Below are 20,809 nucleotides of genomic sequence, written 5' to 3' on the forward strand. Positions count from 1 at the left end.
CCCTCAGATTTCTTCGGCGAAGTGTTTCATGACCAGGCGGATCGGGTTCGGGGCCGCCTGCCCCAGGCCGCAGATCGAGGCATCGCCCATCACCTGACACAGATCTTCCAGCAGGTCGGTGTCCCACTTGTCGGCTTGCATCAGCTTGACCGCCTTTTCGCAGCCCGCCCGGCAGGGCGTGCACTGGCCACAGCTTTCGTCCTCGAAGAATCGCAGCATGTTCAGCGCAGCATCCCGCGCGGTGTCCTGATCGGACAGGACCACCACTGCGGCGGACCCGATGAAGGTGCCGTGCGGTTGCAGAGTGTCGAAGTCCAACGGGATGTCGTCCATCGACGCGGGCAGCAGGCCCGAAGACGGCCCGCCCGGTTGATACGCCTTGAAGGCGTCGCCCTCGGCCATGCCCCCGGCGGCATCAATCACGTCCAGAATGGTGGACCCTGCCGGCAGCAGGTAAACGCCGGGTTTCGCCACCCGGCCCGAGACCGAGTAGCTGCGCAGCCCCTTGCGGCCATTCTTTTCAACTGAATTGAGGATTTCCGGGCCTTCCCGGCAGATCTTGGACACCCAGTAGAGCGTCTCGACATTGTGGACCAGCGTCGGGCGGCCGAATACGCCGACCTGCGCCACGAAAGGCGGGCGGTGACGCGGTAGGCCCTTTTTGCCTTCGATCGATTCGATCATCGCGGATTCTTCGCCGCAGATATAGGCGCCCGCACCACGGCGCAGGTCGATGTATCCTTTCTCGACGATCCCGGCCTGTTCCAGGGCCGCGATCTCGCGCCGCAGGATTTCCAGCACCGCCGGGTATTCGTCACGCATGTAGATGAAGCAGGCCTGTACCTCGACCGCCCAGGCGGCGATCAGCATGCCTTCGAGGAAAACATGCGGCGTGCGTTCCAGGTAGTAGCGGTCCTTGAACGTTCCCGGCTCGCCCTCGTCGCCGTTCACGGCCAGGTAACGCGGGCCGTCATTCATGCGGACAAAGCCCCATTTCTTGCCCGACGGGAAACCGGCGCCGCCCAAACCGCGCAGCCCCGAGGCCAGAACCTGTTCCTGAACCGCTTCCCAGTCTCCGCCCTCGCGCAGTTCTTTCAGCTTGGCGTAACCGCCGTTTTCGACATAGGTCGCGAAGGTCTCATACTCGGCCAGATGCGCATGGGTGTCGCCCGCCGTGATGGCGGCCTGCACCTTTTCAGGGGTCGCGTGGTCGATATGGTTGTGCCCGATTTCCAGCACCGGCGCAGTGTCGCAACGACCCATGCAGGGCGCGCGCAGAATGCGCACTTCGGACGGATCCAGCCCATCCTCCAGCGCCTTCTTCAGCTGTTGCGCGCCTGCCATTTCACAGGACAGGGAATCGCAGACGCGGATGGTCAGCGCGGGGGGCGGAGTTTCGCCCTCTTTGACTACGTCGAAATGGGCATAGAAAGTCGCGGTCTCGTAGATCTCGGCCTGACCGATCCGCATCTCGACGGCCAACGCGGCGATGTGGTCGGAACTGATATGGCCGTGCGTGTCCTGGATCAGATGCAGAAACTCGATCAGCAGATCGCGGCGGCGCGGGCGGTCGCCCAGCAGGCGCTGAATCTCGGCCTGCGCCTCGTCGGTGAATTGCCGTCCCTTGGGCGTGTGTCGCCCCTTGCCTTTACCTGACTTCCAGACGCCCTTTGGCGCGCCTGATGGCTTGGTATCCAATGGTGCCATGATGCCCTCCGATCGAGCCTCGTCTCTCATCAGAGTAGCATATCGTCAAATCGCAAAAACCAATGGCACGATAACGACAGTTTATCACCGCAAAGACGTCACGACCTGCCGCAATGCGCCAACGGTGGGCAATTCCGGATCCCGCGCCAGCGTCGCCAGACAGATCGGCTTGCTGACCACAGGATCAACCAGAGGCAGGACACGTGTGCTTTTCAAATCGCCGAGCGCCCGCACCAGAACCCGTGGCACGACCGTCGCCGCCAGCCCTTCGCGCGCCATGACCATCGAGGCAGTAAACCCGCTGGTTTCGGCCACCACACGCGGATGCAACCCCTGTTCGGCAAATATCCTGTCGAGGATGCGCCTGTTCTGCATCTGGGGCTCCAGCAGGCTGAGCGGGAACTCGGCCACCCGTGCCCAGGGGATCGGGCCCGTGCCCTGCGTCATATGCTCGGGTACGAGCAAAACATAGGTTTCCTCGTACAAAGGCTGCACATAGCGCAGATCAGTGCCGATGCTGTCGCCATAGGTGATCCCGGCATCCAGGCTGCCTTCGTCCAGACGGTGCTGGATTGCCGTGGCCGACATCGTCTCGATCCGCGACAGGATACGCGGATGCGCCTGCTGCAGCCGCTTGACCAGGCGGCCAGTAAACGCGATGGCGGTCGGGATCACGCCCAGGATCAGGGTGCCGGTGATCTCGCCCTTGATCGCCTGCACCTCCTGCTCGAGCGCTTTGGCGTCATCCAGTATGCGGCGAGCGCGGCGGACGATCATCTCGCCCTCTTCGGTCAGGCCCTGAAAGCGGTTCGCACGGCGGACGATGGACACGCCAAGCCGATCCTCGAGGTTGCGGATTCGCATCGAGAACGCGGGCTGCGAAATACCGCACTCCTCGGCCGCCTTGGCAAAATGGCGGTGGCGCGCCAAGGCGCTGAGCAGTTGCAGATCGCGGATTTCGAACACGTGCGGGCCTCGGGCGGATTGGAGCGATACCGTAAGATACCGCCAATGCCCGCCCAGAAAAGCTGTTTCGTGATCAGGTGTTGAACAGGAAGTGCATCACGTCGCCGTCCTTGACGACATAGCTTTTGCCTTCTGCACGCATCTTGCCGGCCTCTTTGGCACCCTGTTCGCCATTGCACGCTACGAAGTCATCATAGGCAATGGTCTCGGCGCGGATGAAACCCTTTTCAAAGTCCCCGTGGATGACACCGGCCGCCTGAGGCGCTGCAGTACCCCTGCGAATGGTCCAGGCGCGGGCCTCTTTCGGGCCGACCGTGAAATAGGTTTCCAGTTTGAGCAGGTCGTACCCCGCACGGATCAGCCGATCGAGGCCCGGTTCTTCGAGCCCCATCTCTTCGAGGAACATCTGCGCCTCTTCAGGCTCCAGCAGACTGATCTCTTCTTCGATCTTGGCGCTGATGATGACATGGGCATTGCCCTGCGCCGCGGCCATCTCGGCCACACGCGCGGAATATTCATTGCCTTCGGCAGCGTCTTCTTCCGAGACATTGCAGACATACAGGACCGGCTTGGTGGTCAGCAACTGCAGCATCTTCCAGGCTTTTGCATCCTCGTCAGACACCTCGACCAAACGGGCGGGTTTGCCGCTTTCCAGCATCTCTTGCGCGGTGGCCAGCAGGCGGTCCTGCTGCTGGGCCTCCTTGTCGTTGCCCTTGAGTTTACGCACGAGGTTGGCGCGACGCTTTTCGATGCTTTCCAGATCGGCCAGCATCAGTTCGGTTTCGATGGTCTCGGCATCGGCCACCGGATCGACCTTGCCTTCGACATGGGTCACGTCGCCATCTTCGAAACAGCGCAGCACATGAGCGATGGCATCGGTTTCGCGAATGTTGGCCAGAAACTGGTTCCCCAGCCCTTCACCTTTTGAGGCGCCTTTTACCAGGCCTGCAATATCCACGAACGTCATCCGGGTCGGGATGATCTGCTTCGACTTGGCGATCGCAGCCAACTTGTCCAGACGCGCATCGGGAACGGCCACGTCACCCACATTGGGTTCGATCGTGCAGAACGGGAAATTCGCCGCCTGCGCGGCCGCGGTCTTGGTCAGCGCGTTGAACAGGGTAGACTTGCCGACATTCGGCAGACCCACGATACCCATTTTAAAGCCCATGACGGCCTCCTGATGCCATTCGCGGGCTGCTTCTATGCGGGTCCGGTGCAATGCGCAAGGCACCTGCGGCTGCTGGCCCTGAGTCCAAACTGCAACATCACGAAAATGTAGGGAAAACGTGTGCTTGTTGACATTGAACACGAGAGAATAGTGTCAAACTTTAACATTTAACGAATATCAACAGCGAACTTCCCCATGAAAAACCTCCTTTCAAGCGCCGCTTTTCTGGCTTTTTCAACAGCCGCGCAGGCGCAGTCGGTGATTTTCGGCGCCGGCTACGCCGACTATTCCGACAGCAGCTCGATTGACCAGGCGATCTTTTCCCTCGAATACCAGCACCGGCCATTTCACGAGGCCACCCGCTTCAGCGCTGCGCTGGGGGCCGCGCTGTCGGTGGACGAGGATGGAAACACACATATCGGCGCCGGGGTGATCGGGGTCTATTCCTTTGCCGACAGATGGTTCGTGGAAGGCAGCGTGATGCCGGGTTTCTACAGCGAAGCCAACGAATTGAACGACCTTGGCGGGAGCTTCGAAATCCGAAGCCTTTTCGGGCTGGGCTACACGTTGAACAACGGCAATGACATATCGCTGGCCGTGACCCACAAATCGAACGCCAGCACGCAAGAGGAAAACCCCGGCGTGAACGCGCTCTTGCTGCGGTATCACCTGAACTTCTGACCCCACCGCTCAGGACGGGATTGATTTTCGGCCAAAGTTTCTGCACATCAGGTCCAAACCTGTATGCAAGGATCGTCCATGACCCGTATCGACGCCAAGTTCGCCGCCCTTAAATCCGAGGGGAAGAAGGCCTTTGTCGCCTATATCATGGCCGGGGATCCCGACTATGACACCTCGCTTGAGATCGTTCGCGGCCTGCCGGGGGCCGGCGTGGACGTGATCGAACTGGGCCTGCCCTTCACCGATCCGATGGCGGACGGCCCCACCATTCAGGCGGCGGGTCAACGGGCGCTGGACGGCGGCATGACGCTGCAACGCACGCTGGATCTGGCCAAGGCGTTCCGGGAAACCGATGACACCACCCCGATCGTACTGATGGGCTATTACAACCCGATCTACAGCCGCGGCGTAGACAAGTTCCTGGCCGACGCCAAAGAGGCCGGCATCGACGGCCTGATCGTCGTCGACCTGCCGCCCGAGGAAGATGACGAGCTGTGCCTGCCCGCGCAGGCGGCCGGGCTGAACTTCGTCCGGTTGGCCACGCCCACTACCGATGACAAGCGCCTGCCGCGAGTGCTGCAGAACACATCGGGCTTTGTCTATTACGTCTCGATCACCGGCATCACGGGCGCGGCCGAGGCCAAGGCCACCGATGTCGGCCCCGAGGTCGCGCGTATCAAGGCGGCGACCGATCTTCCGGTGATCGTGGGGTTCGGCATCAACACGCCCGAGAAGTCGCGCGCCATCGCCAGCGTTGCCGACGGGGCGGTGGTCGGCTCGGCCATCGTCAGCCAAATCGCCGCCGGCAAACCGGTGGCCGAGGTTCTGGACTTCGTGAAATCGCTGTCAGACGGCGCCCACAGCGCCTGACGCCAGAACCCCAAACGGATTGCAACCGCTGCAGGCCGCACGCCTGCGGCGGTTTTTCTTTGCGCCTTCGTCCCACCTGACCACTTGCGCAACTGGCCGTTGCGCCGCGACGGAAGAATTGGTAAAGAAACCTAACCAATCTGCAGAAGGGCGCGGCCATGCCTGTCATTACCAATATCGACGACCTGAAACGCATCTATGAACGCCGGGTGCCCCGGATGTTCTATGACTATGCCGAAAGCGGCAGCTGGACCGAGCAGACCTTCCGCGACAACAGCTCAGACTTCCACGACATCCGCCTGCGCCAGAAGGTTGCGGTGGACATGTCCGGCCGCTCGACCGCGTCGCAGATGATCGGACAGGACGTTGCCATGCCGGTGGCCCTGGCACCCGTGGGCCTGACCGGGATGCAGCATGCGGATGGTGAAATGAAGGCCGCCAAGGCCGCGCTGGAATTCGGCGTGCCCTTCACGTTGTCGACCATGTCGATCAACTCGATCGAGGATGTGGCCGAACATACCGGCGCGCCGTTCTGGTTTCAGCTGTACACCATGAAGGACGAAGATTACGTCCGCCGCCTGATCCAGCGCGCCAAGGATGCCAAATGCTCGGCCCTGGTCATCACCCTGGATCTGCAGATCCTCGGCCAACGGCACAAGGACCTGAAGAACGGCCTGTCCGCCCCGCCGAAACTGACGGCCAAAACGATCGCCAACCTGATGACGAAATGGGCCTGGGGCATCGAGATGCTGGGCGCGAAACGGCGCGAGTTCGGCAATATCGTGGGCCATGTCGAGGGCATCTCGGACGCCTCATCGCTGGGCGCGTGGACCGCCGAGCAGTTCGATCCCAGCCTCGACTGGGAGAAGATCGAGAAACTGATGGAGCAATGGGGCGGCAAGGTGATCCTGAAGGGCATCCTGGACCCCGAAGACGCCAAGATGGCGGCCAAGTTGGGCGCCGACGCCATCGTGGTGTCGAACCACGGCGGGCGGCAGTTGGACGGCGCGCTCAGCTCGATCCGGATGCTGCCGCGGATCATGGATGCGGTGGGCGGCGACGTCGAAGTGCATCTCGACAGCGGCATCCGCTCGGGGCAGGACGTGCTCAAGGCGCTGGCGCTGGGGGCCAAGGGCACCTATATCGGGCGCGCGTTCGTCTACGGGCTGGGCGCGATGGGCCAAAAGGGGGTGACCACCGCGCTGGAAGTGATCCAGAAGGAACTGGACACCACCATGGCCCTGTGCGGCGAGCGCAACGTGGCCGATCTGGGGCCGCACAACCTGCTTGTCCCGCAGGATTTCTGCGGCCGCTGGCAGGAATGACGCGGAATTCGTTTTTACCCCTTTCCAAATGGCCGGATTCGGTCTAAGGACGCCGCTTCACGCGGGGTGACAGCCTTGGAGGCACCCTGCCCTAACATTGGAGATTTATCATGGCTGGTGAGATTCCTGATCTCGTAGCTCTGGAACGGACGGGGACGGGCAAGGGCGCCGCTCGTCAGGCACGCCGCGACGGCATGGTTCCGGGCATCGTATTTGGTGGCGAGAAAGACCCGCTGCCGATCCAGATTCCGTTCAACGAACTGTTCAAGCGCCTGAAGGCAGGCCGCTTCAAGTCGACCCTGTGGAACCTGAAGGTCGAAGGCCACGAAGACGTCCGCGTCATCTGCCGCGACGTTCAGCGTGATGTCGTCAAGGACCTGCCGACCCACCTGGACCTGATGCGTCTGCGTCGCACCACCAAGATCGCCCTGTACATCCCCGTCGAGTTCATCAACGAGGAAGAGGCCCCCGGCATCAAGAAGGGCGGCGTTCTGACCGTTGTCCGTCCCGAGGTCGAGCTGGTCTGCACCGCCGGCGACATCCCCGAAAAGATCACCGTCGATCTGACCGGTCTGGAAATCAACGACGTTGTCACCATCTCGTCGGTTGACCTGCCCAACGGCACCAAACCGACCATCGACCGTGATTTCGTGATTGCGAACATCTCGGCACCGACCGGCCTGGCGTCCAGCGACGATGAAGAAGGCGAAGGTGCAGAGGAAGTCGCAGCCGACGAAGTTGAAGTCGTAGGCAAAGACGAAGAATAAATCCGGATCCTTCGGATTGGAATTTGAAGCGGGGCCTCGTCCAGGGCCCCGTTTTTCTTTGAACGACCGGCTGGCACTGGAAAGGCATCTCGTGCAATTCTGCGCCGGACCGAAACGCACAAGGAATTCGCGATGAAGCTGTTTGTCGGATTGGGCAATCCGGGCGCAAAGTATGCCCGCAACCGGCACAATATCGGTTTCATGGCGGTGGATGCCATCGCCAGGGATCATGGCTTTGGGCCATGGCGTTCGAAATTTCAGGGTGAAATATCCGAAGGAATGCTGGGCCGAGAGAAGGTCTTGCTGCTGAAACCCATGACCTTCATGAACCGCTCGGGCCAATCGGTCGGCGAGGCCATGCGGTTCTTCAAGCTCGACTCAACCGATGTGACCGTTTTCCATGACGAACTGGACCTTGCACCCGGGAAGGTTCGCGCCAAGGCCGGTGGCGGCCATGCCGGGCATAACGGCCTGCGGTCGATCCACGACCATATCGGTGCCGCGTATGACCGTGTACGGCTGGGGATCGGCCATCCCGGACGCAAAGAGCTGGTTTCGCCCTATGTTCTGGGCGATTTCGCCAAGGCCGACGCCGACTGGCTGGACGATGTTCTGCAAGGTGTTGCAGACGGGGCGGTCCATCTGGCTGCGGGCGATGCGGCCAAGTTCATGAACGCCGTGGCGCTGCGAACAGCGCCACCGCGCAGTTCCACCACGACGCCCAAATCCGAAACCAAGACCTCTCCTGCCCCGCAAGCCGAGACGCAAACGCCCGATGACCGCACGGCGATGCAGAAGCTGTTGGACAAGTTCCGATAGCGGCAAAGACCTTCCGCAACGTAGCAATTGCAGAATTTCCGTCATCACGATCCAATGCCGCCAAACGGGAGTAAAATCATGAAAACAGGTCTGAAGTGGCTGCTGCGAATCGTCCTGACGCTGGTCTTGGCCGCTGCAGTTGTCGGTTTCTGGAAGCGCGAGGAAATCCAGCGCCTTCTGGCGGTGAACTCTCTGTTTTCCGAAGAAAAGATCGTTCAGAATTTCTCTCACATGGACGCGGCGTTTCTGACCGTCGACCTCCCTCGCGGGAATGGTCCCACCTGGGACCTGCCCTATGGCGCTGAATTCGACCTGCCCGCCAAGACGCAAGACTGGATCGAAGAGCGCGCCGTCACATCCCTGCTGGTGATGCAGGACGGGCAGATCCGGTTCGAGGAGTATTTTCTGAGCACGTCGCCGGAGGACCGCCGGATCTCGTGGTCGATGGCCAAAAGCTATTTGTCCGCTCTGTTCGGCATCCTTCTTGAGGAGGGCGCCATAGCCTCGCTGGATGATCCGGTCATCAAATATGCCCCCAAGCTGCAGGGCAGCGCCTATGAAACAGCCACGATCCGCAACGTGCTGAACATGGCCAGCGGTGTAACCTTTGACGAAGACTATCTGGACCCGAAATCCGACATCAACCGGATGGGTCGGGTCGTCGCCCTGGGGGGCGAGTTGGATGACTTTGCGGCCTCGTTGAAGGACAGTTTCGCGGCACCTGGCGAGACCTGGCAGTATGTTTCCATCGATACCCATGTCATTGGAATGGTGATCCGAGGGGCGACGGGTCAAAGCGTCGCCGCGTTGCTGGACGAAAAGATTCTGCAGCACCTCGGTCTTGAGCGGGACGGATACTATATCACCGACGGCGCCGGCGTCGCCTTTGTTCTGGGTGGCTTGAATTTCACGACGCGGGATTACGCCCGTTTTGGCCAAATGATCCTGCAGAACGGCATGCGCGATGGACGCCAGATCGTTCCGGCCGACTGGATCAAGGAATCCACCTTGCCAAGCGCGCCGACCGAACCCGGAAAGATCGGCTACGGATATCAGTGGTGGATCCCCGTTGGCGCCCATGACGGTGAGTTTCTGGCACGCGGTGTTTATGGCCAGTACATGTATTTCGACCAGTCGCGCGGCGTGCTGATCGTAGCCACGGGCGCTGATCGGAAGTTCCGCGAGCCCGGGGTCAATGAGCAGAACATCGAAATGTTCCGCAAGATCGCGCAGAGCCTGTAAGGTAGCTTCATGCAAAAGCAGGACAGCATAAATGTTCTGGGCGGCGTGCTGGCTCCGTGTTCACGAAAGCCCCTGACCGGTTTTTTCCGCGACGGGGCCTGCAACACCTGCCCTGAGGATCGCGGCAGCCACACGGTCTGCGCTGTGATGACGGCCGAGTTTCTGGCCTATTCGAAATATGTCGGCAACGACCTGAGCACGCCCCGGCCCGAATTCGATTTCCCGGGCCTCAAGCCCGGCGACAGCTGGTGCCTGTGTGCCGCACGGTTCATGCAGGCCCATGACGAGGGCTGTGCGCCAAAGGTCCATCTTGAGGCGACTCACCAGCGCGCATTGGAAATCGTGCCGCTGCACGTTCTGACCAGCCACCGCGCAGACTCCGGACAGTGAACCGCGAATGAAAAACCCGGCACGGTTGAAGCGTGCCGGGTCCTGTACTTTGGGCCGCGCTCAGGTTGCGTCGCGACCCTCGGTATCAGACATGTCGAAGTTCAGATACTTGGCGACTGTTTGAACATCCTTGTCGCCGCGTCCGCACATGTTCATGCAGATGATGTGATCCTTGGGCAAATCCGGCGCGATCTTCATGACATGCGCCAGCGCGTGGCTGGGTTCGAGCGCAGGGATGATCCCCTCGGTCGCGCAGCACAGCTGGAACGCCTCAAGCGCCTCTTTGTCGGTGACCGAGACATATTGCGCGCGCCCGATATCGTGCAGCCAGGAATGTTCGGGGCCAATGCCCGGATAGTCCAGCCCGGCCGAAATCGAGTACCCCTCGAGGATCTGGCCGTCGTCGTCCTGCAGCAGATAGGTACGGTTGCCGTGCAGAACACCCGGCCGGCCGCCGGTGAGCGAGGCGCAATGCTCCATCTTTTCGTTGACGCCCTTGCCGCCGGCTTCGACCCCGATGATGTTGACCGATTTGTCGTCAAGAAACGGATAGAACAGCCCCATGGCGTTCGAGCCGCCACCGATCGCCGCGATGATCGTGTCCGGCAGGCGACCCTCGGCCTTCATCATCTGTTCCTTGGCTTCCTTGCCGATGATCGACTGGAAGTCGCGCACCATCGCCGGGTACGGATGCGGTCCGGCCACCGTACCGATGCAATAGAAAGTGTCGCGCACGTTTGTTACCCAGTCGCGCAGTGCGTCGTTCATCGCGTCCTTCAGGGTGCCGCGGCCCGAGGTCACCGGAATCACCTCTGCCCCCAGCAAGCGCATGCGGAACACGTTGGGCGCCTGCCGCTGGACGTCATGCGCGCCCATGTAGACCACGCATTTCAGACCGAACTTGGCGCAGACCGTCGCGGTGGCGACACCGTGCTGCCCGGCCCCGGTCTCGGCGATGATCCGGGTCTTGCCCATGCGGCGCGCCAGGATGATCTGGCCCAGCACGTTGTTGATCTTGTGCGCGCCGGTGTGGTTCAGCTCGTCGCGCTTCATATAGATCTTGGCGCCACCCAGATGCTCGGTCAGGCGCTCGGCGTGATACAGGGGCGACGGACGGCCAACATAATTGGCCCACAGATCGTCCATCTCGGCCCAGAAGCTCGGGTCGGTCTTGGCCTTCTCGTATTCCTCCTCCAGCGACAGGATCAACGGCATCAGAGTCTCGCTGACGAACCGCCCGCCGAAAATGCCGAAGCGGCCGTTTTCATCCGGGCCGGACATGAAGGAATTGAATAGATCATTGGCCATGGTGGTCTCCATCGTCGTGCCTGTTGTTATTAGGAGGTGCCGGCGGGATTTGCCATCGCAAATCGCACTATTCCGCAGCGCTACTGCCGTTCATCCAGACAGTCAGCGCCTGGTCCCGGGTCGGAATGGCGATGCAGGCAAAGTGACGGAAGTGGTAGGTATTGGTCAAACGTGGGGCAGCTTGCATCACCCCTCGGTGCGGGTTCGACTGGGCAAAGGTCAGCATGGCTTCGACGTCGTGCCAAACGCTGAGCGAGAAATACGCGCCCTCATGCGAAAACACTTCGGCATGGAGGCACAAGGGATCGCCCTTGGCCTGGCGCAAGGCCTTGCCCGCGCGCCAGAAGAACTCGGGCCCATGGTACCATCGCTTCAGTGAAACCGCGCCAATTGCAGCCAGCATCCCGCATCCTCCCCTTTGAGAAGAATACGCAAGCGCGTTCTGGTCAGATCACCGTGCCGCTTCAATAAATGAGCGGATCAGGCCCGGATCCTTGACGCCCGGGGCGCTTTCCACGCCCGATGCCACGTCCACCTGCTTTGCACCGGTCATACGGATCGCCTCGGCTACGTTGTCCGGGTTGAGCCCCCCCGACAGCATCCACGGCGTCCGCCAGTATTTGCGACCGGCGAGCAGACGCCAATCAAAAGGCAAACCGTTGCCGCCGGGCAGATCAGAGTTCTTCGGCGGTTTGGCGTCAACCAACAACTGATCGGCCACGTCCGAATACAGGTCTATTGCGGCCAAATCCTCGGCTTCCGCCACTCCAATCGCCTTGATCACCGGCAAGCCGAAGCGTGATTTGACCTCGGCCACGCGCTCGGGGCTTTCGGCGCCATGCAGCTGCAGCATGTCCAGTGGAACCCCCGCGACGATTTCATCCAACTGCGCGTCGCTGAAGTTCACCGCTAAGGCCACCTTGGCTACGCCCACCGGCACGTCACTGGCCAGCGCCGCTGCCTGGGCAATCGGTGCATAGCGTGGAGACTTGGGAAAGAAATTGAACCCAATGTAACGCGCACCTGCTTCAACGGCGGCACGCACATGCTCGGGTGCGGTCAAGCCGCATATTTTTACGCTGATCTCGGAAGACATCGGCTCTCAGCTGGCCTCGTCCAGAAGGGCAAGCACATCGTCCTGACCTTCGTTCTGCTTCTTCTTGAGCTTCTTGACCTCGCGCTCGAGCTTCTTGACCTCGGTCTTTTTGACGGTGGCGTCCTTTCGGTGCTTATGCTCACGCAGCCATTCCCACAGAAAACCGATGACAAGGCCGGCCACGATCCCGCCAAGAACTACAAGAAACAACGGCAGCGAAGTGGCCAGATTGAAGCCAAGCAAGTCAGACAAGGCGTCCGGCATCAACTGCAACTGAACCATCTGGCGATTGGCCAACGAGACCGAGACAAGGACGATCCCCAGGACCGCAAGAAAACCGTATCGAATGTAGCGCATCATGAGATCACGCTTTACCGTTCAAACGATCCCTTAGCAACTTGCCGGTCTTGAAAAACGGCACGCACTTTTCCTCGACTTGAACCGTCTCGCCAGTGCGTGGGTTCCGGCCGACCCGCGCATCCCGTTTCTTGACCGAAAAAGCTCCGAAGCCCCGCAGTTCGACACGGTCACCGCGCGCCATTGCGTCTGTGACTTCCTCGAATACGGTATTCACGATCCGCTCGACATCACGTTGGTACAGATGTGGATTTTCGTCGGCGATTTTCTGAATCAGTTCTGAACGGATCATGCGTGCTACCCTCCCAGGTCACCGTGTCATCTCGTCTACTGGTTTGGTCAGTATAGGAAAAAACGGTGCCGGGTGGAATGTAAACTCTGTGTGTCCGGGGTGCATTTTCCAAGAAAGCACCGGAAATTCGCCTGTAGAGACGCGAATCCGGCGGTTCATGCCTGCACCTATCACCGAATAACTCGCAAAACCGGAACACATTGATTCGCAAAAGAAACGGCCCCGCTCGGGATGAGCGGGGCCGTATGAGTGTTCAAAACTGCAAGTCTGGCTTAGTCGCCGGACTTCAGCGCTGCGCCAAGGATATCGCCCAGCGATGCACCCGAGTCGGAGGAACCGTACTGTTCCACGGCCTCTTTCTCTTCGGCGATTTCGCGCGCCTTGATCGACAGGCCCAGACGGCGGGTCTTGCTGTCCACGTTGGTGACGCGGACGTCGACCTTGTCACCGACCGAGAAACGCTCGGGGCGCTGTTCGGCACGGTCGCGGCTCAGGTCCGAACGGCGGATGAAGGACTTCATGCCTTCGTACTCCACCTCGATGCCGCCATCTTCTATCGCGGTCACTTCGACGGTGATGACCGAGCCACGCTTCACGCCGCCCACGGCTTCGGCGAACTTGTCACCGCCCAGGGCTTTGATCGACAGCGAGATCCGCTCTTTTTCGACGTCAACTTCCGAGACAACCGCCTGAACGACGTCGCCCTTGCGGTAGTTCTGGATGGCATCTTCGCCACGCTCGTCCCACGACAGGTCGGACAGGTGAACCATGCCGTCGATGTCGCCTTCCAGGCCGATGAACAGACCGAATTCGGTGATGTTCTTGACTTCGCCTTCGACCTGCGTGCCCTCGGGGTGCGTTTCTGCAAACACTTCCCACGGGTTGCGCTGGGTCTGCTTGAGGCCCAGAGACACGCGACGCTTGGCGCCGTCGATTTCCAGAACCATGACGTCGACTTCCTGGCTGGTCGAAACGATCTTGCCGGGGTGGACGTTTTTCTTGGTCCAAGACATCTCGGACACGTGCACCAGACCTTCGACACCGGGCTCCAGCTCGACGAACGCGCCGTAGTCGGTGATGTTGGTGACGCGACCCTTGTGCACCGAACCCAGCGGGTACTTGGCGCCAACCAGATCCCACGGATCTTCCTGCAGCTGCTTCATGCCCAGGCTGATGCGGTGGGTTTCCTTGTTGATCTTGATGACCTGAACCTTGATGGTCTCGCCGATCGTCAGGATCTCGGACGGGTGGTTCACGCGGCGCCATGCCATGTCCGTGACGTGCAGCAGGCCGTCAACGCCGCCCAGGTCAACGAATGCACCGTATTCGGTGATGTTCTTGACGACACCCTCGACGGTCTGACCTTCGGACAGGTTGCCGATGACTTCGGCACGCTGTTCGGCACGCGATTCTTCAAGGATTGCACGACGCGAGACAACGATGTTGCCACGGCGGCGGTCCATTTTCAGGATCTGGAACGGCTGCTTCAGACCCATCAGCGGGCCAGCGTCGCGCACGGGGCGAACGTCAACCTGGCTGCCGGGCAGGAACGCAACTGCGCCACCGAGATCCACGGTGAAGCCACCTTTGACGCGACCAAAGATAGCGCCTTCGACGCGCTGGTCGTCGGCATATGCTTTTTCCAGACGGTCCCATGCCTCTTCACGGCGGGCCATCTCGCGCGAGATGACGGCTTCGCCACGGGCGTTTTCTGCGGCGCGCAGGTAGACTTCGACCTCGTCGCCAACAGCGATTTCAGGAGCTTCGCCGGGATTTGCGAATTCTTTCAGATCGACACGGCCTTCCATCTTGTAGCCTACGTCGATGATGGCCTGGCCCGCTTCGATCGCGATGACCTTGCCTTTGACAACCGAACCCTCTTCGGGGGTGTCCATTTCGAAGCTTTCGTTCAGGAGGGCTTCGAATTCCTCCATGGATGCGTTAGCCATGTGGCGTTGTTTTCCTTTACATAACGTTTTTGCTGGCCGAGCGGTTGTCTCCGCCGGTCTTGTTTCATGATGTCCTCTGGCGTGACCCGGTGCGCATCTGGCTAAACAAACACAAAGGGCCGAGGAAACCCGGCCCTGCTCAGATACGTCGTCCGGGCGTTGACCGCCCTTGTTCAGACAGCGCGCGTATAGGCGGATTCTGGGCACAGCGCAAGCAGAAAGGCCCTTGTTGCAAGCCGACGCGGGATTCCGCTTGCGTTTTCCGGGCCAGCTACTCCTCCCAAATCCGGGCATCCCTCAGCAGCATGGCCTGCTCGATCGCATTCAAACGCGCCAGTGCGTCGGCCGGGGCCTTTGCCCCACCGGCTGCCTTCCAAATCTTGAGGGCCGAGTTCGGACTCCAAGGCAAGCAGGCATTCGCAAGCCACTGACGCAACTGAGGCGGAAGGGTGTCATAGGCCTGCATCGCGGGACGTTGCCGTCTCCGGCGGTTCAGGCGGCTGCGCAGATTGCGTCTTTGATTGGTCATGGGCATCGACTGTACCAATGCGAATTTTCAGAGCGGGAACTGGACCGGACGGAATGGGTTGGGGAAACGTCCCAACTGGTATGTTATGTTATTACGTAACATACTTTTGTTGCGCAACCCCGGATTGAGGTCAAAAAAGGCAGGGTTCTGCAACCCTGCCCTCAACCATTTCGAAGCTCTCAATATTAGCCGAAGCCGAGAGACCTAGAACAGTTGCAGGTCTTTCTTGCCGCTTTGAATCTCGGCCAGGTTCGGCATGTTCTGGATGACCACCGGTTCGGGCGCGGCACCCGGCATCGGAACGGTCGGCTGTGCCGCCTTGGCCATCGCAAAGGTGGGTTGCTTGAGCTCTCCGCGAATGTCGCGCAGAAGGGTTTTGTGATCCGGCATCGCTTTCAGGATCTGCGCAAGGTCCACTTTCGCGCCCTTCCACCATTGGAACCAAATGTCCTTCCGCAATGGTCGAATGCGATCACGAATTCCAGTGCCATACCCCGTATCATAGACCTGCTTGCCCAGCAGAACCGTCTGATAGACGCGATGGTCAAACAGCGTTGCAAACTCGACATCGTGCTGCATCGGAAGGCGGTTCTTCCAAAGCTCGAGGTTTTCAGCAAGCCTGTCCGGCACCTTCATCTCGGTCCGCGCGTCGATCCAGTATTGATCATCGGTGCGATTGTTCAGCTTGTAATGCAGGCAAATGAAATCCAGCACTTCGTCATAGAGCTTGTTCATCTGACGATTGTACCTGTCCCTCAATGAGGGTTCGATATCGCGGGTCGGCAAATGCTCGGCGAACCAGCGCACAGCATGGTCGACCATATGGATCGCAGTGCTTTCAAGCGGCTCGATGAACCCACCGGCCAGCCCGATTGCAACGCAGTTCTTCACCCACGCATTGCGAACGCGCCCGATCCGCATGGGGATCACCCGCGGCGTCACGCCTTTGCCGCTGTCACCCAGCCACTCCAGATATTCGTCCGCCGCTTGATCATCCGTCCGGTGCGCGGATGAATACACGTATCCCGTACCCACCCGGTTGTAGAGAGGCACGCGCCATGTCCAACCAGCGCCAAGTGCAGTCGACCGCGTGACGCTTTCGATCTTCCGCGGATTGGGGTGCTCGATCTGCAACGCCATGGCACGGTCGTTCGGCAGATAGTCCGAATAATCCATGAACGGCTCGCCCAGTGCCTGATTGATGATCAGGCCGCGGAAACCGGTGCAGTCCACGACCATTTCAATATCGTGGCGGCCTGCACGCTCAAGCATCAGATGGCTGACATTGCCCTGTTCATTTAACTCGACCGACTGCACCTCGTCGCGGATATGTTCGACGCCACGCTGCGTACAGACCCTTGTCAACATGCCTGCGAATTTTACGGCGTCCAGGTGATAGGCATAGCCAAACCGCTGCTCGAATTCGGGTTGCCCCAGAAGCCGCGCGCCCTTGCACAGCCGGGCCAGATCATCATGCGGCGAGATGGACTGAGTGAAATCCCGGTCCCCGTTGCCAAACCGAAGGAAGTATTCGGCAGCCTCGAGGCCCTCCAGCATCTGGCCATGGGCAAATGGGTTCACGTAGTCGATGCGCTTTCCCTTTGCGTCCTTGTTCCAGTTGCAGAATTTGACGCCCAGCTTGAACGAAGCATTGGTTTCGCGGAAAAAGTCTCGCTCGGAAATTCCAGCCTGACGGAGCGTGACTGGCATACGTGGCACGGTCGCTTCACCAACGCCGACCGTGGCGATGTTCGGGCTTTCGATCAGGCAGATCCGCGGACGGTCCTTGGGTGCTGACGTGCGCGAAAACACCATCTCGAGTAGCAGCGCCGTCATCCAGCCGGCCGTACCGCCACCCACGATGGTGATTTTTTGCAAACGATTATTCATGTTGTTCTGTCCCTGTTGGCTGTGAGGATTATGCGGCCGCCTGCCCGTTTTGCCGGGCCTCGGTGGCGACCTCCCCTTATCGCTGAGGGAAACTATAGCAGCTTTCAGGCATCCAGCTAGGGCCAATGGCGGCATCAAGTGGGCCCAAACGGGCGCCTTTGCCAAAGCAACGCATGGTCACGACCTGCTTCCCTTGCACTGAACGGCCAGCGATGACGGATGAGCCTTTCGAGGCAACCTCAGATGTCCTCGCCTTTCTTCAGAAGATCGTCGATCAGTTCGCGTTGCAGATCATGGCTGTCGCCACCGCCGAACTCGGCCGCACCCCCGGAATAGAGAGTGCCATAGGTCCGAGCGATATTGACGGTCTGCGCCAGGCCCGAGATCAGTTGATCCCTGTTCAGCCGTGACAGCGGGTGGATGAACACGGCCCACAAGGTACCGTTGGCGATCGCGTAGCGCGCGTCCAGCGTACTGTCGAAATTGGCCTGCATCATGCGCTGCAAGTCTTCGGCCGAAAGCTCTGAGGTGCCGCTGATCGCAACCATCGCCCGCATCCGGTCTGCATGCACATCAGTAACAACCAGCACCGGCACATCGGAAATCGTCATGGTAAAGCCCGGACCCTGCGGCTCGGCATCGGGGTCGAGAGCAAAGATGATCTTGCCCAGTCTCTCGTAGGTCATCGGTGGCTCGACTTCCTGTGCCAACGCATGGCCGGCCAACAAAACCCAAATCAAGGCAAATCGGATCATCCGTTCTCTCCACCATAGACGCGTTCAGCCTAAGCGGGGACTGATCAACTGGCCAAACACAGCTTGGTGAGCCGGTTTGGCAGACTCTCGGCAAGTGCGAACGATCTGCAAGGTTTTCCGTTCGCCCTGCGATTACGCGTCCGCACGCCCGCATTTATCTGTTCAACACGGGTCGGCGCGAGTGCCGGCCACAACTGAACACGAAAGGAACACACAATGAAATCTGTTGTACTCAGCGCCCTTGTCGCCGTCCTGCCGATGATCGCCGCACCGGCTTTTGCGGCGGATGAGATCAATGTTTCGAACGGGATCTCGGCCGGCGGTGCGCCGCTGGCTGCTCACGGGGTCGATCTGGTTGCGCTGGTCACCGACGGCAACCCGGTCGAAGGGTTCGCCACGCATTCGGCCACCTATGACGGCGCGTCATACTACTTCACCTCGGCCGAGAACCGCGAAGCTTTCGAGGCCAACCCCGAAGCATACCTGCCGCAGCACGGCGGCTTCTGCTCGTATGGTGTTTCCGTGGGCAAGAAGTTCGATGGCGATCCGGATCAGTACCTGCTGGCCGATGGCAAGCTGTACCTGTTTCTGAACGCGGCAACTCGCGCCAAGTTCCTCGAAGACGTGTCCGGCACCGCCAAGACCGCGGATGACCAGTGGGCGAATATCAAGTCGATTGCGGTCGGCGAACTGTAATCGGACTGTCGCCAAGCGCTGTCCGCGGTCTCACCTTGCCGCGGGCAGCTTTCCTTGAATAACCGCGACCGCCTTTTCCAGCGCGGCCTCGATGCTCAGGTTCGAAGTGTCCAGAATTACGGCATCGTCGGCCGGTTTCATCGGGGCCGTGCTGCGCTCGGCGTCCCGCGCGTCGCGCTCGCGGACATCGGCCAGAACCTGCGCGCGGGTTACATCCGCGCTTTTGTCTGCCAGTTCCAGATAGCGTCGCTCGGCGCGCACTTCAGGGCTGGCTGTGACGAACAGCTTCACTTCGGCCTCGGGGCAGATCACCGTGCCGATATCGCGCCCGTCCAGCACCGCGCCGCCGGCCCGCCGGGCAAAGCTGCGCTGGAAATCGACCAGAGCTGCGCGCACCTCGGGGATCACCGCCACTTTCGACGCCGCCTGCGCGATTTCGGCGGTGCGCAGGTCGCCCTGCTCCAACTCCTCGGCCGTGAGGGACCGCGCCGCCTCGACCGGGTCGGTGCCGTCCAACGTGCGTCGGCCGACCGCGCGATAGAGCAGCCCCGTATCCAGATGCGCCAGCCCGAAATGCGCAGCCACGGCCTTGGAGATCGTGCCCTTGCCCGCAGCGGCCGGGCCGTCGATGGCGACGGTAAAGCTCATGTGCGCTCGACCTTGGCACCCAGGCCCTTCATCAACGGCTCGAAGATCGGGAACGAGGTCGCGATGGGGCTGCCGTCATCGACCGAGACCGCCTGTTGCGCGCCCATGCCCATCACCATGAACGACATGGCGATGCGATGGTCCAGAAAGCTTTCGCAGGTGCCGCCGCCGGGAACACCGCCGATGCCCAGCCCGTCGACCGACCACCAGTCATCGCCCTCGTCAACCGTGACGCCGTTGGCCCGCAAGCCACGCGCCATGGCGTCGATGCGATCGCTTTCCTTGACGCGCAGTTCCTTGACGCCGCCCATCATCGTCTTACCGGTGGCGTTGGCCGCAACCACCGACAGCACCGGATATTCGTCGATCATCGAAGCCGCGCGTTCGGGCGGGACGTCGATGCCCTTCATGTCGGGCGAGTAACGCGCGCGCAGGTCGGCGACCGGCTCGCCGCCTTCCTCGCGCATATTCTCATAGGTCAGATCGGCGCCCATCTCGCGCAGCGTCGTGAACAGGCCGGCGCGCGTGGGGTTCAGGCCGATGCCCGGCACCAGAACGTCCGATCCCGGCGAGATCAGCGCCGCGCAGACCGGGAAGGCCGCGCTGGAGGGATCGCGCGGTACGGCGATCACCTGTGGTTTCAACTCAGGCCGGCCGGTCAGGGTGATGACCCGGCCTTCGTCGGTGTCCTCGACGGTGATTTCGGCGCCGAACCCTGCCAGCATCCGTTCGGAATGGTCTCGGGTGGCTTCCTTCTCGATCACCACGGTCTTGCCGGGCGCGTTCAGGCCGGCCAGCAGAACGGCGGATTTTACCTGAGCCGAGGGCACCGGCACTTCGTACCAGATCGGCACCGGATCGGCCGCGCCGACGATGGTCATGGGCAGACGCCCGCCCGAACGGCCCACGGCCTGTGCCCCGAACAGGGCCAACGGATCGGTCACCCGCGCCATCGGGCGTTTGTTCAGGCTGGCGTCGCCGGTGAAGGTCGCGCTGATCGGGCTGGTCGCCATCGCGCCCATGATCAGGCGCACGCCCGTGCCCGAGTTGCCGCAGTCGATCACATGATCCGGCTCGGCAAAACCGCCCACGCCGACGCCATGCACCGTCCATTCGCCATTCCCGTGCGAGATCACCTCGGCCCCGAAGGCGCGCATCGCCTTGGCGGTGTCCAGAACGTCTTCGCCTTCCAGCAGGCCCGAGATACGGGTCTCGCCCACGGCCATCGCCCCAAGGATCAGAGAGCGGTGCGAAATCGACTTGTCGCCCGGCACTTCGGCTGTGCCGGTCAGCGGGCCGCAGGGATGCGAGGTCATCGGGATGGGCGTGCCGTGTCCGGACATGAGGGCTC

At 61.0% G+C, this 20,809-nt stretch carries 22 protein-coding genes; 8 read left to right on the forward strand and 14 right to left on the reverse strand.

Annotated features, from left to right (window positions below; translation table 11 throughout):
- Positions 1–3 precede the first annotated feature (3 nt).
- The 3 genes from ACR0LD_RS09535 to ychF all read right to left on the reverse strand — a co-directional run bounded on the left by ACR0LD_RS09535 (position 4) and on the right by ychF (position 3,844).
- Complete coding sequence (locus tag ACR0LD_RS09535; protein WP_480636626.1) at positions 4–1,707, reverse strand: NAD(P)H-dependent oxidoreductase subunit E; 1,704 nt, start codon at positions 1,705–1,707, stop codon at positions 4–6.
- Positions 1,708–1,791: 84 nt separating this feature from the next.
- Positions 1,792–2,673 (reverse strand): LysR family transcriptional regulator, encoded by an 882-nt coding sequence (locus ACR0LD_RS09540; protein WP_480636628.1) that lies wholly within the window; start codon positions 2,671–2,673, stop codon positions 1,792–1,794.
- A 73-nt stretch (positions 2,674–2,746) separates the two neighbouring features.
- The gene (gene ychF, locus ACR0LD_RS09545) at positions 2,747–3,844 is read right to left on the reverse strand and encodes a redox-regulated ATPase YchF (protein ID WP_170357094.1); all 1,098 of its coding nucleotides are present in this window, start codon (positions 3,842–3,844) and stop codon (positions 2,747–2,749) included.
- A gap of 195 nt (positions 3,845–4,039) precedes the next feature.
- On the opposite strand from ychF, the gene ACR0LD_RS09550 reads away from it, so the two are divergent.
- From ACR0LD_RS09550 to ACR0LD_RS09580, 7 genes are all read left to right on the forward strand, one after another.
- The gene (locus tag ACR0LD_RS09550; protein ID WP_170340476.1) at positions 4,040–4,525 is read left to right on the forward strand and encodes an acyloxyacyl hydrolase; all 486 of its coding nucleotides are present in this window, start codon (positions 4,040–4,042) and stop codon (positions 4,523–4,525) included.
- Between the two features lie 78 nt (positions 4,526–4,603).
- The gene (gene trpA / locus ACR0LD_RS09555) at positions 4,604–5,395 is read left to right on the forward strand and encodes a tryptophan synthase subunit alpha (protein WP_480636629.1); all 792 of its coding nucleotides are present in this window, start codon (positions 4,604–4,606) and stop codon (positions 5,393–5,395) included.
- A gap of 158 nt (positions 5,396–5,553) precedes the next feature.
- A complete protein-coding gene (locus ACR0LD_RS09560) occupies positions 5,554–6,720 on the forward strand; it encodes an alpha-hydroxy acid oxidase (protein ID WP_480636631.1) in 1,167 nt (388 codons plus the stop codon).
- A 110-nt stretch (positions 6,721–6,830) separates the two neighbouring features.
- A complete protein-coding gene (locus ACR0LD_RS09565; RefSeq protein WP_170369719.1) occupies positions 6,831–7,487 on the forward strand; it encodes a 50S ribosomal protein L25/general stress protein Ctc in 657 nt (218 codons plus the stop codon).
- 132 nt (positions 7,488–7,619) lie between these two features.
- On the forward strand, positions 7,620–8,306 hold the full coding sequence (gene pth / locus ACR0LD_RS09570; RefSeq protein ID WP_170436376.1) for an aminoacyl-tRNA hydrolase: 687 nt from the start codon (positions 7,620–7,622) through the stop codon (positions 8,304–8,306).
- A 78-nt stretch (positions 8,307–8,384) separates the two neighbouring features.
- On the forward strand, positions 8,385–9,548 hold the full coding sequence (locus ACR0LD_RS09575; protein WP_480636633.1) for a serine hydrolase domain-containing protein: 1,164 nt from the start codon (positions 8,385–8,387) through the stop codon (positions 9,546–9,548).
- Between the two features lie 9 nt (positions 9,549–9,557).
- Entirely contained in the window at positions 9,558–9,938 is a 381-nt protein-coding gene (locus tag ACR0LD_RS09580; RefSeq protein ID WP_093964605.1) for a DUF2237 family protein, read from the forward strand.
- Positions 9,939–9,998: 60 nt separating this feature from the next.
- Here the strand turns inward: ACR0LD_RS09580 and trpB are convergent, their stop codons facing one another.
- The 9 genes from trpB to ACR0LD_RS09625 form a co-directional block, all read right to left on the reverse strand.
- Positions 9,999–11,246, reverse strand: a complete 1,248-nt coding sequence (gene trpB, locus ACR0LD_RS09585; RefSeq protein WP_170365359.1) for a tryptophan synthase subunit beta — start codon at positions 11,244–11,246, stop codon at positions 9,999–10,001.
- A 67-nt stretch (positions 11,247–11,313) separates the two neighbouring features.
- A complete protein-coding gene (locus ACR0LD_RS09590) occupies positions 11,314–11,649 on the reverse strand; it encodes a hypothetical protein (protein ID WP_170444488.1) in 336 nt (111 codons plus the stop codon).
- A gap of 48 nt (positions 11,650–11,697) precedes the next feature.
- Positions 11,698–12,342, reverse strand: a complete 645-nt coding sequence (locus ACR0LD_RS09595) for a phosphoribosylanthranilate isomerase (RefSeq protein ID WP_170404954.1) — start codon at positions 12,340–12,342, stop codon at positions 11,698–11,700.
- Positions 12,343–12,348: 6 nt separating this feature from the next.
- A complete protein-coding gene (locus ACR0LD_RS09600; RefSeq protein ID WP_170340535.1) occupies positions 12,349–12,699 on the reverse strand; it encodes a lipopolysaccharide assembly protein LapA domain-containing protein in 351 nt (116 codons plus the stop codon).
- 7 nt (positions 12,700–12,706) lie between these two features.
- Complete coding sequence (gene ihfB, locus ACR0LD_RS09605) at positions 12,707–12,991, reverse strand: integration host factor subunit beta (protein WP_050603110.1); 285 nt, start codon at positions 12,989–12,991, stop codon at positions 12,707–12,709.
- Positions 12,992–13,263: 272 nt separating this feature from the next.
- Positions 13,264–14,940 carry a 30S ribosomal protein S1 gene (rpsA, locus tag ACR0LD_RS09610; protein ID WP_170340458.1) on the reverse strand — a complete coding sequence of 559 codons (1,677 nt, stop codon included), beginning with the start codon at positions 14,938–14,940 and terminating at the stop codon, positions 13,264–13,266.
- Between the two features lie 271 nt (positions 14,941–15,211).
- Positions 15,212–15,469 (reverse strand): DUF6525 family protein, encoded by a 258-nt coding sequence (locus tag ACR0LD_RS09615; protein WP_244952315.1) that lies wholly within the window; start codon positions 15,467–15,469, stop codon positions 15,212–15,214.
- A 204-nt stretch (positions 15,470–15,673) separates the two neighbouring features.
- Positions 15,674–17,359 (reverse strand): tryptophan halogenase family protein, encoded by a 1,686-nt coding sequence (locus ACR0LD_RS09620; protein WP_170365355.1) that lies wholly within the window; start codon positions 17,357–17,359, stop codon positions 15,674–15,676.
- A 239-nt stretch (positions 17,360–17,598) separates the two neighbouring features.
- Positions 17,599–18,114 (reverse strand): hypothetical protein, encoded by a 516-nt coding sequence (locus ACR0LD_RS09625; RefSeq protein ID WP_480636636.1) that lies wholly within the window; start codon positions 18,112–18,114, stop codon positions 17,599–17,601.
- Between the two features lie 216 nt (positions 18,115–18,330).
- Here ACR0LD_RS09625 and ACR0LD_RS09630 point away from each other — a divergent pair, with 216 nt between their 5' ends.
- Positions 18,331–18,810 (forward strand): YHS domain-containing (seleno)protein, encoded by a 480-nt coding sequence (locus ACR0LD_RS09630; RefSeq protein WP_170357085.1) that lies wholly within the window; start codon positions 18,331–18,333, stop codon positions 18,808–18,810.
- A 30-nt stretch (positions 18,811–18,840) separates the two neighbouring features.
- Here ACR0LD_RS09630 and cmk read toward each other — a convergent pair whose 3' ends face one another.
- Positions 18,841–19,458 (reverse strand): (d)CMP kinase, encoded by a 618-nt coding sequence (gene cmk, locus ACR0LD_RS09635; RefSeq protein ID WP_480636638.1) that lies wholly within the window; start codon positions 19,456–19,458, stop codon positions 18,841–18,843.
- Entirely contained in the window at positions 19,455–20,801 is a 1,347-nt protein-coding gene (gene aroA, locus ACR0LD_RS09640) for a 3-phosphoshikimate 1-carboxyvinyltransferase (RefSeq protein ID WP_170390863.1), read from the reverse strand. Before aroA ends, cmk begins: the two co-directional genes overlap by 4 nt.
- Positions 20,802–20,809: the final 8 nt, after the last annotated feature.

The sequence above is a fragment of the Ruegeria sp. BF8 genome (assembly GCF_056538625.1).

Bases quoted from the DNA above. Each gene is read 5' to 3' on its own strand.
- ACR0LD_RS09590 (WP_170444488.1), bottom strand. From the start codon at position 11,649: ATGCTGGCTGCAATTGGCGCGGTTTCACTGAAGCGATGGTACCATGGG.
- ACR0LD_RS09595 (WP_170404954.1), bottom strand. From the start codon at position 12,342: ATGTCTTCCGAGATCAGCGTAAAAATATGCGGCTTGACCGCACCCGAG.
- ACR0LD_RS09535 (WP_480636626.1), bottom strand. From the start codon at position 1,707: ATGGCACCATTGGATACCAAGCCATCAGGCGCGCCAAAGGGCGTCTGG.
- ACR0LD_RS09620 (WP_170365355.1), bottom strand. From the start codon at position 17,359: ATGAATAATCGTTTGCAAAAAATCACCATCGTGGGTGGCGGTACGGCC.
- ACR0LD_RS09630 (WP_170357085.1), top strand. From the start codon at position 18,331: ATGAAATCTGTTGTACTCAGCGCCCTTGTCGCCGTCCTGCCGATGATC.
- cmk (WP_480636638.1), bottom strand. From the start codon at position 19,458: ATGAGCTTTACCGTCGCCATCGACGGCCCGGCCGCTGCGGGCAAGGGC.
- trpB (WP_170365359.1), bottom strand. From the start codon at position 11,246: ATGGCCAATGATCTATTCAATTCCTTCATGTCCGGCCCGGATGAAAAC.
- ACR0LD_RS09575 (WP_480636633.1), top strand. From the start codon at position 8,385: ATGAAAACAGGTCTGAAGTGGCTGCTGCGAATCGTCCTGACGCTGGTC.
- ACR0LD_RS09600 (WP_170340535.1), bottom strand. From the start codon at position 12,699: ATGCGCTACATTCGATACGGTTTTCTTGCGGTCCTGGGGATCGTCCTT.
- aroA (WP_170390863.1), bottom strand. From the start codon at position 20,801: ATGTCCGGACACGGCACGCCCATCCCGATGACCTCGCATCCCTGCGGC.
- ihfB (WP_050603110.1), bottom strand. From the start codon at position 12,991: ATGATCCGTTCAGAACTGATTCAGAAAATCGCCGACGAAAATCCACAT.
- ACR0LD_RS09550 (WP_170340476.1), top strand. From the start codon at position 4,040: ATGAAAAACCTCCTTTCAAGCGCCGCTTTTCTGGCTTTTTCAACAGCC.
- ychF (WP_170357094.1), bottom strand. From the start codon at position 3,844: ATGGGCTTTAAAATGGGTATCGTGGGTCTGCCGAATGTCGGCAAGTCT.
- ACR0LD_RS09625 (WP_480636636.1), bottom strand. From the start codon at position 18,114: ATGATCCGATTTGCCTTGATTTGGGTTTTGTTGGCCGGCCATGCGTTG.
- ACR0LD_RS09560 (WP_480636631.1), top strand. From the start codon at position 5,554: ATGCCTGTCATTACCAATATCGACGACCTGAAACGCATCTATGAACGC.
- ACR0LD_RS09615 (WP_244952315.1), bottom strand. From the start codon at position 15,469: ATGACCAATCAAAGACGCAATCTGCGCAGCCGCCTGAACCGCCGGAGA.
- rpsA (WP_170340458.1), bottom strand. From the start codon at position 14,940: ATGGCTAACGCATCCATGGAGGAATTCGAAGCCCTCCTGAACGAAAGC.
- ACR0LD_RS09565 (WP_170369719.1), top strand. From the start codon at position 6,831: ATGGCTGGTGAGATTCCTGATCTCGTAGCTCTGGAACGGACGGGGACG.
- ACR0LD_RS09580 (WP_093964605.1), top strand. From the start codon at position 9,558: ATGCAAAAGCAGGACAGCATAAATGTTCTGGGCGGCGTGCTGGCTCCG.
- pth (WP_170436376.1), top strand. From the start codon at position 7,620: ATGAAGCTGTTTGTCGGATTGGGCAATCCGGGCGCAAAGTATGCCCGC.
- trpA (WP_480636629.1), top strand. From the start codon at position 4,604: ATGACCCGTATCGACGCCAAGTTCGCCGCCCTTAAATCCGAGGGGAAG.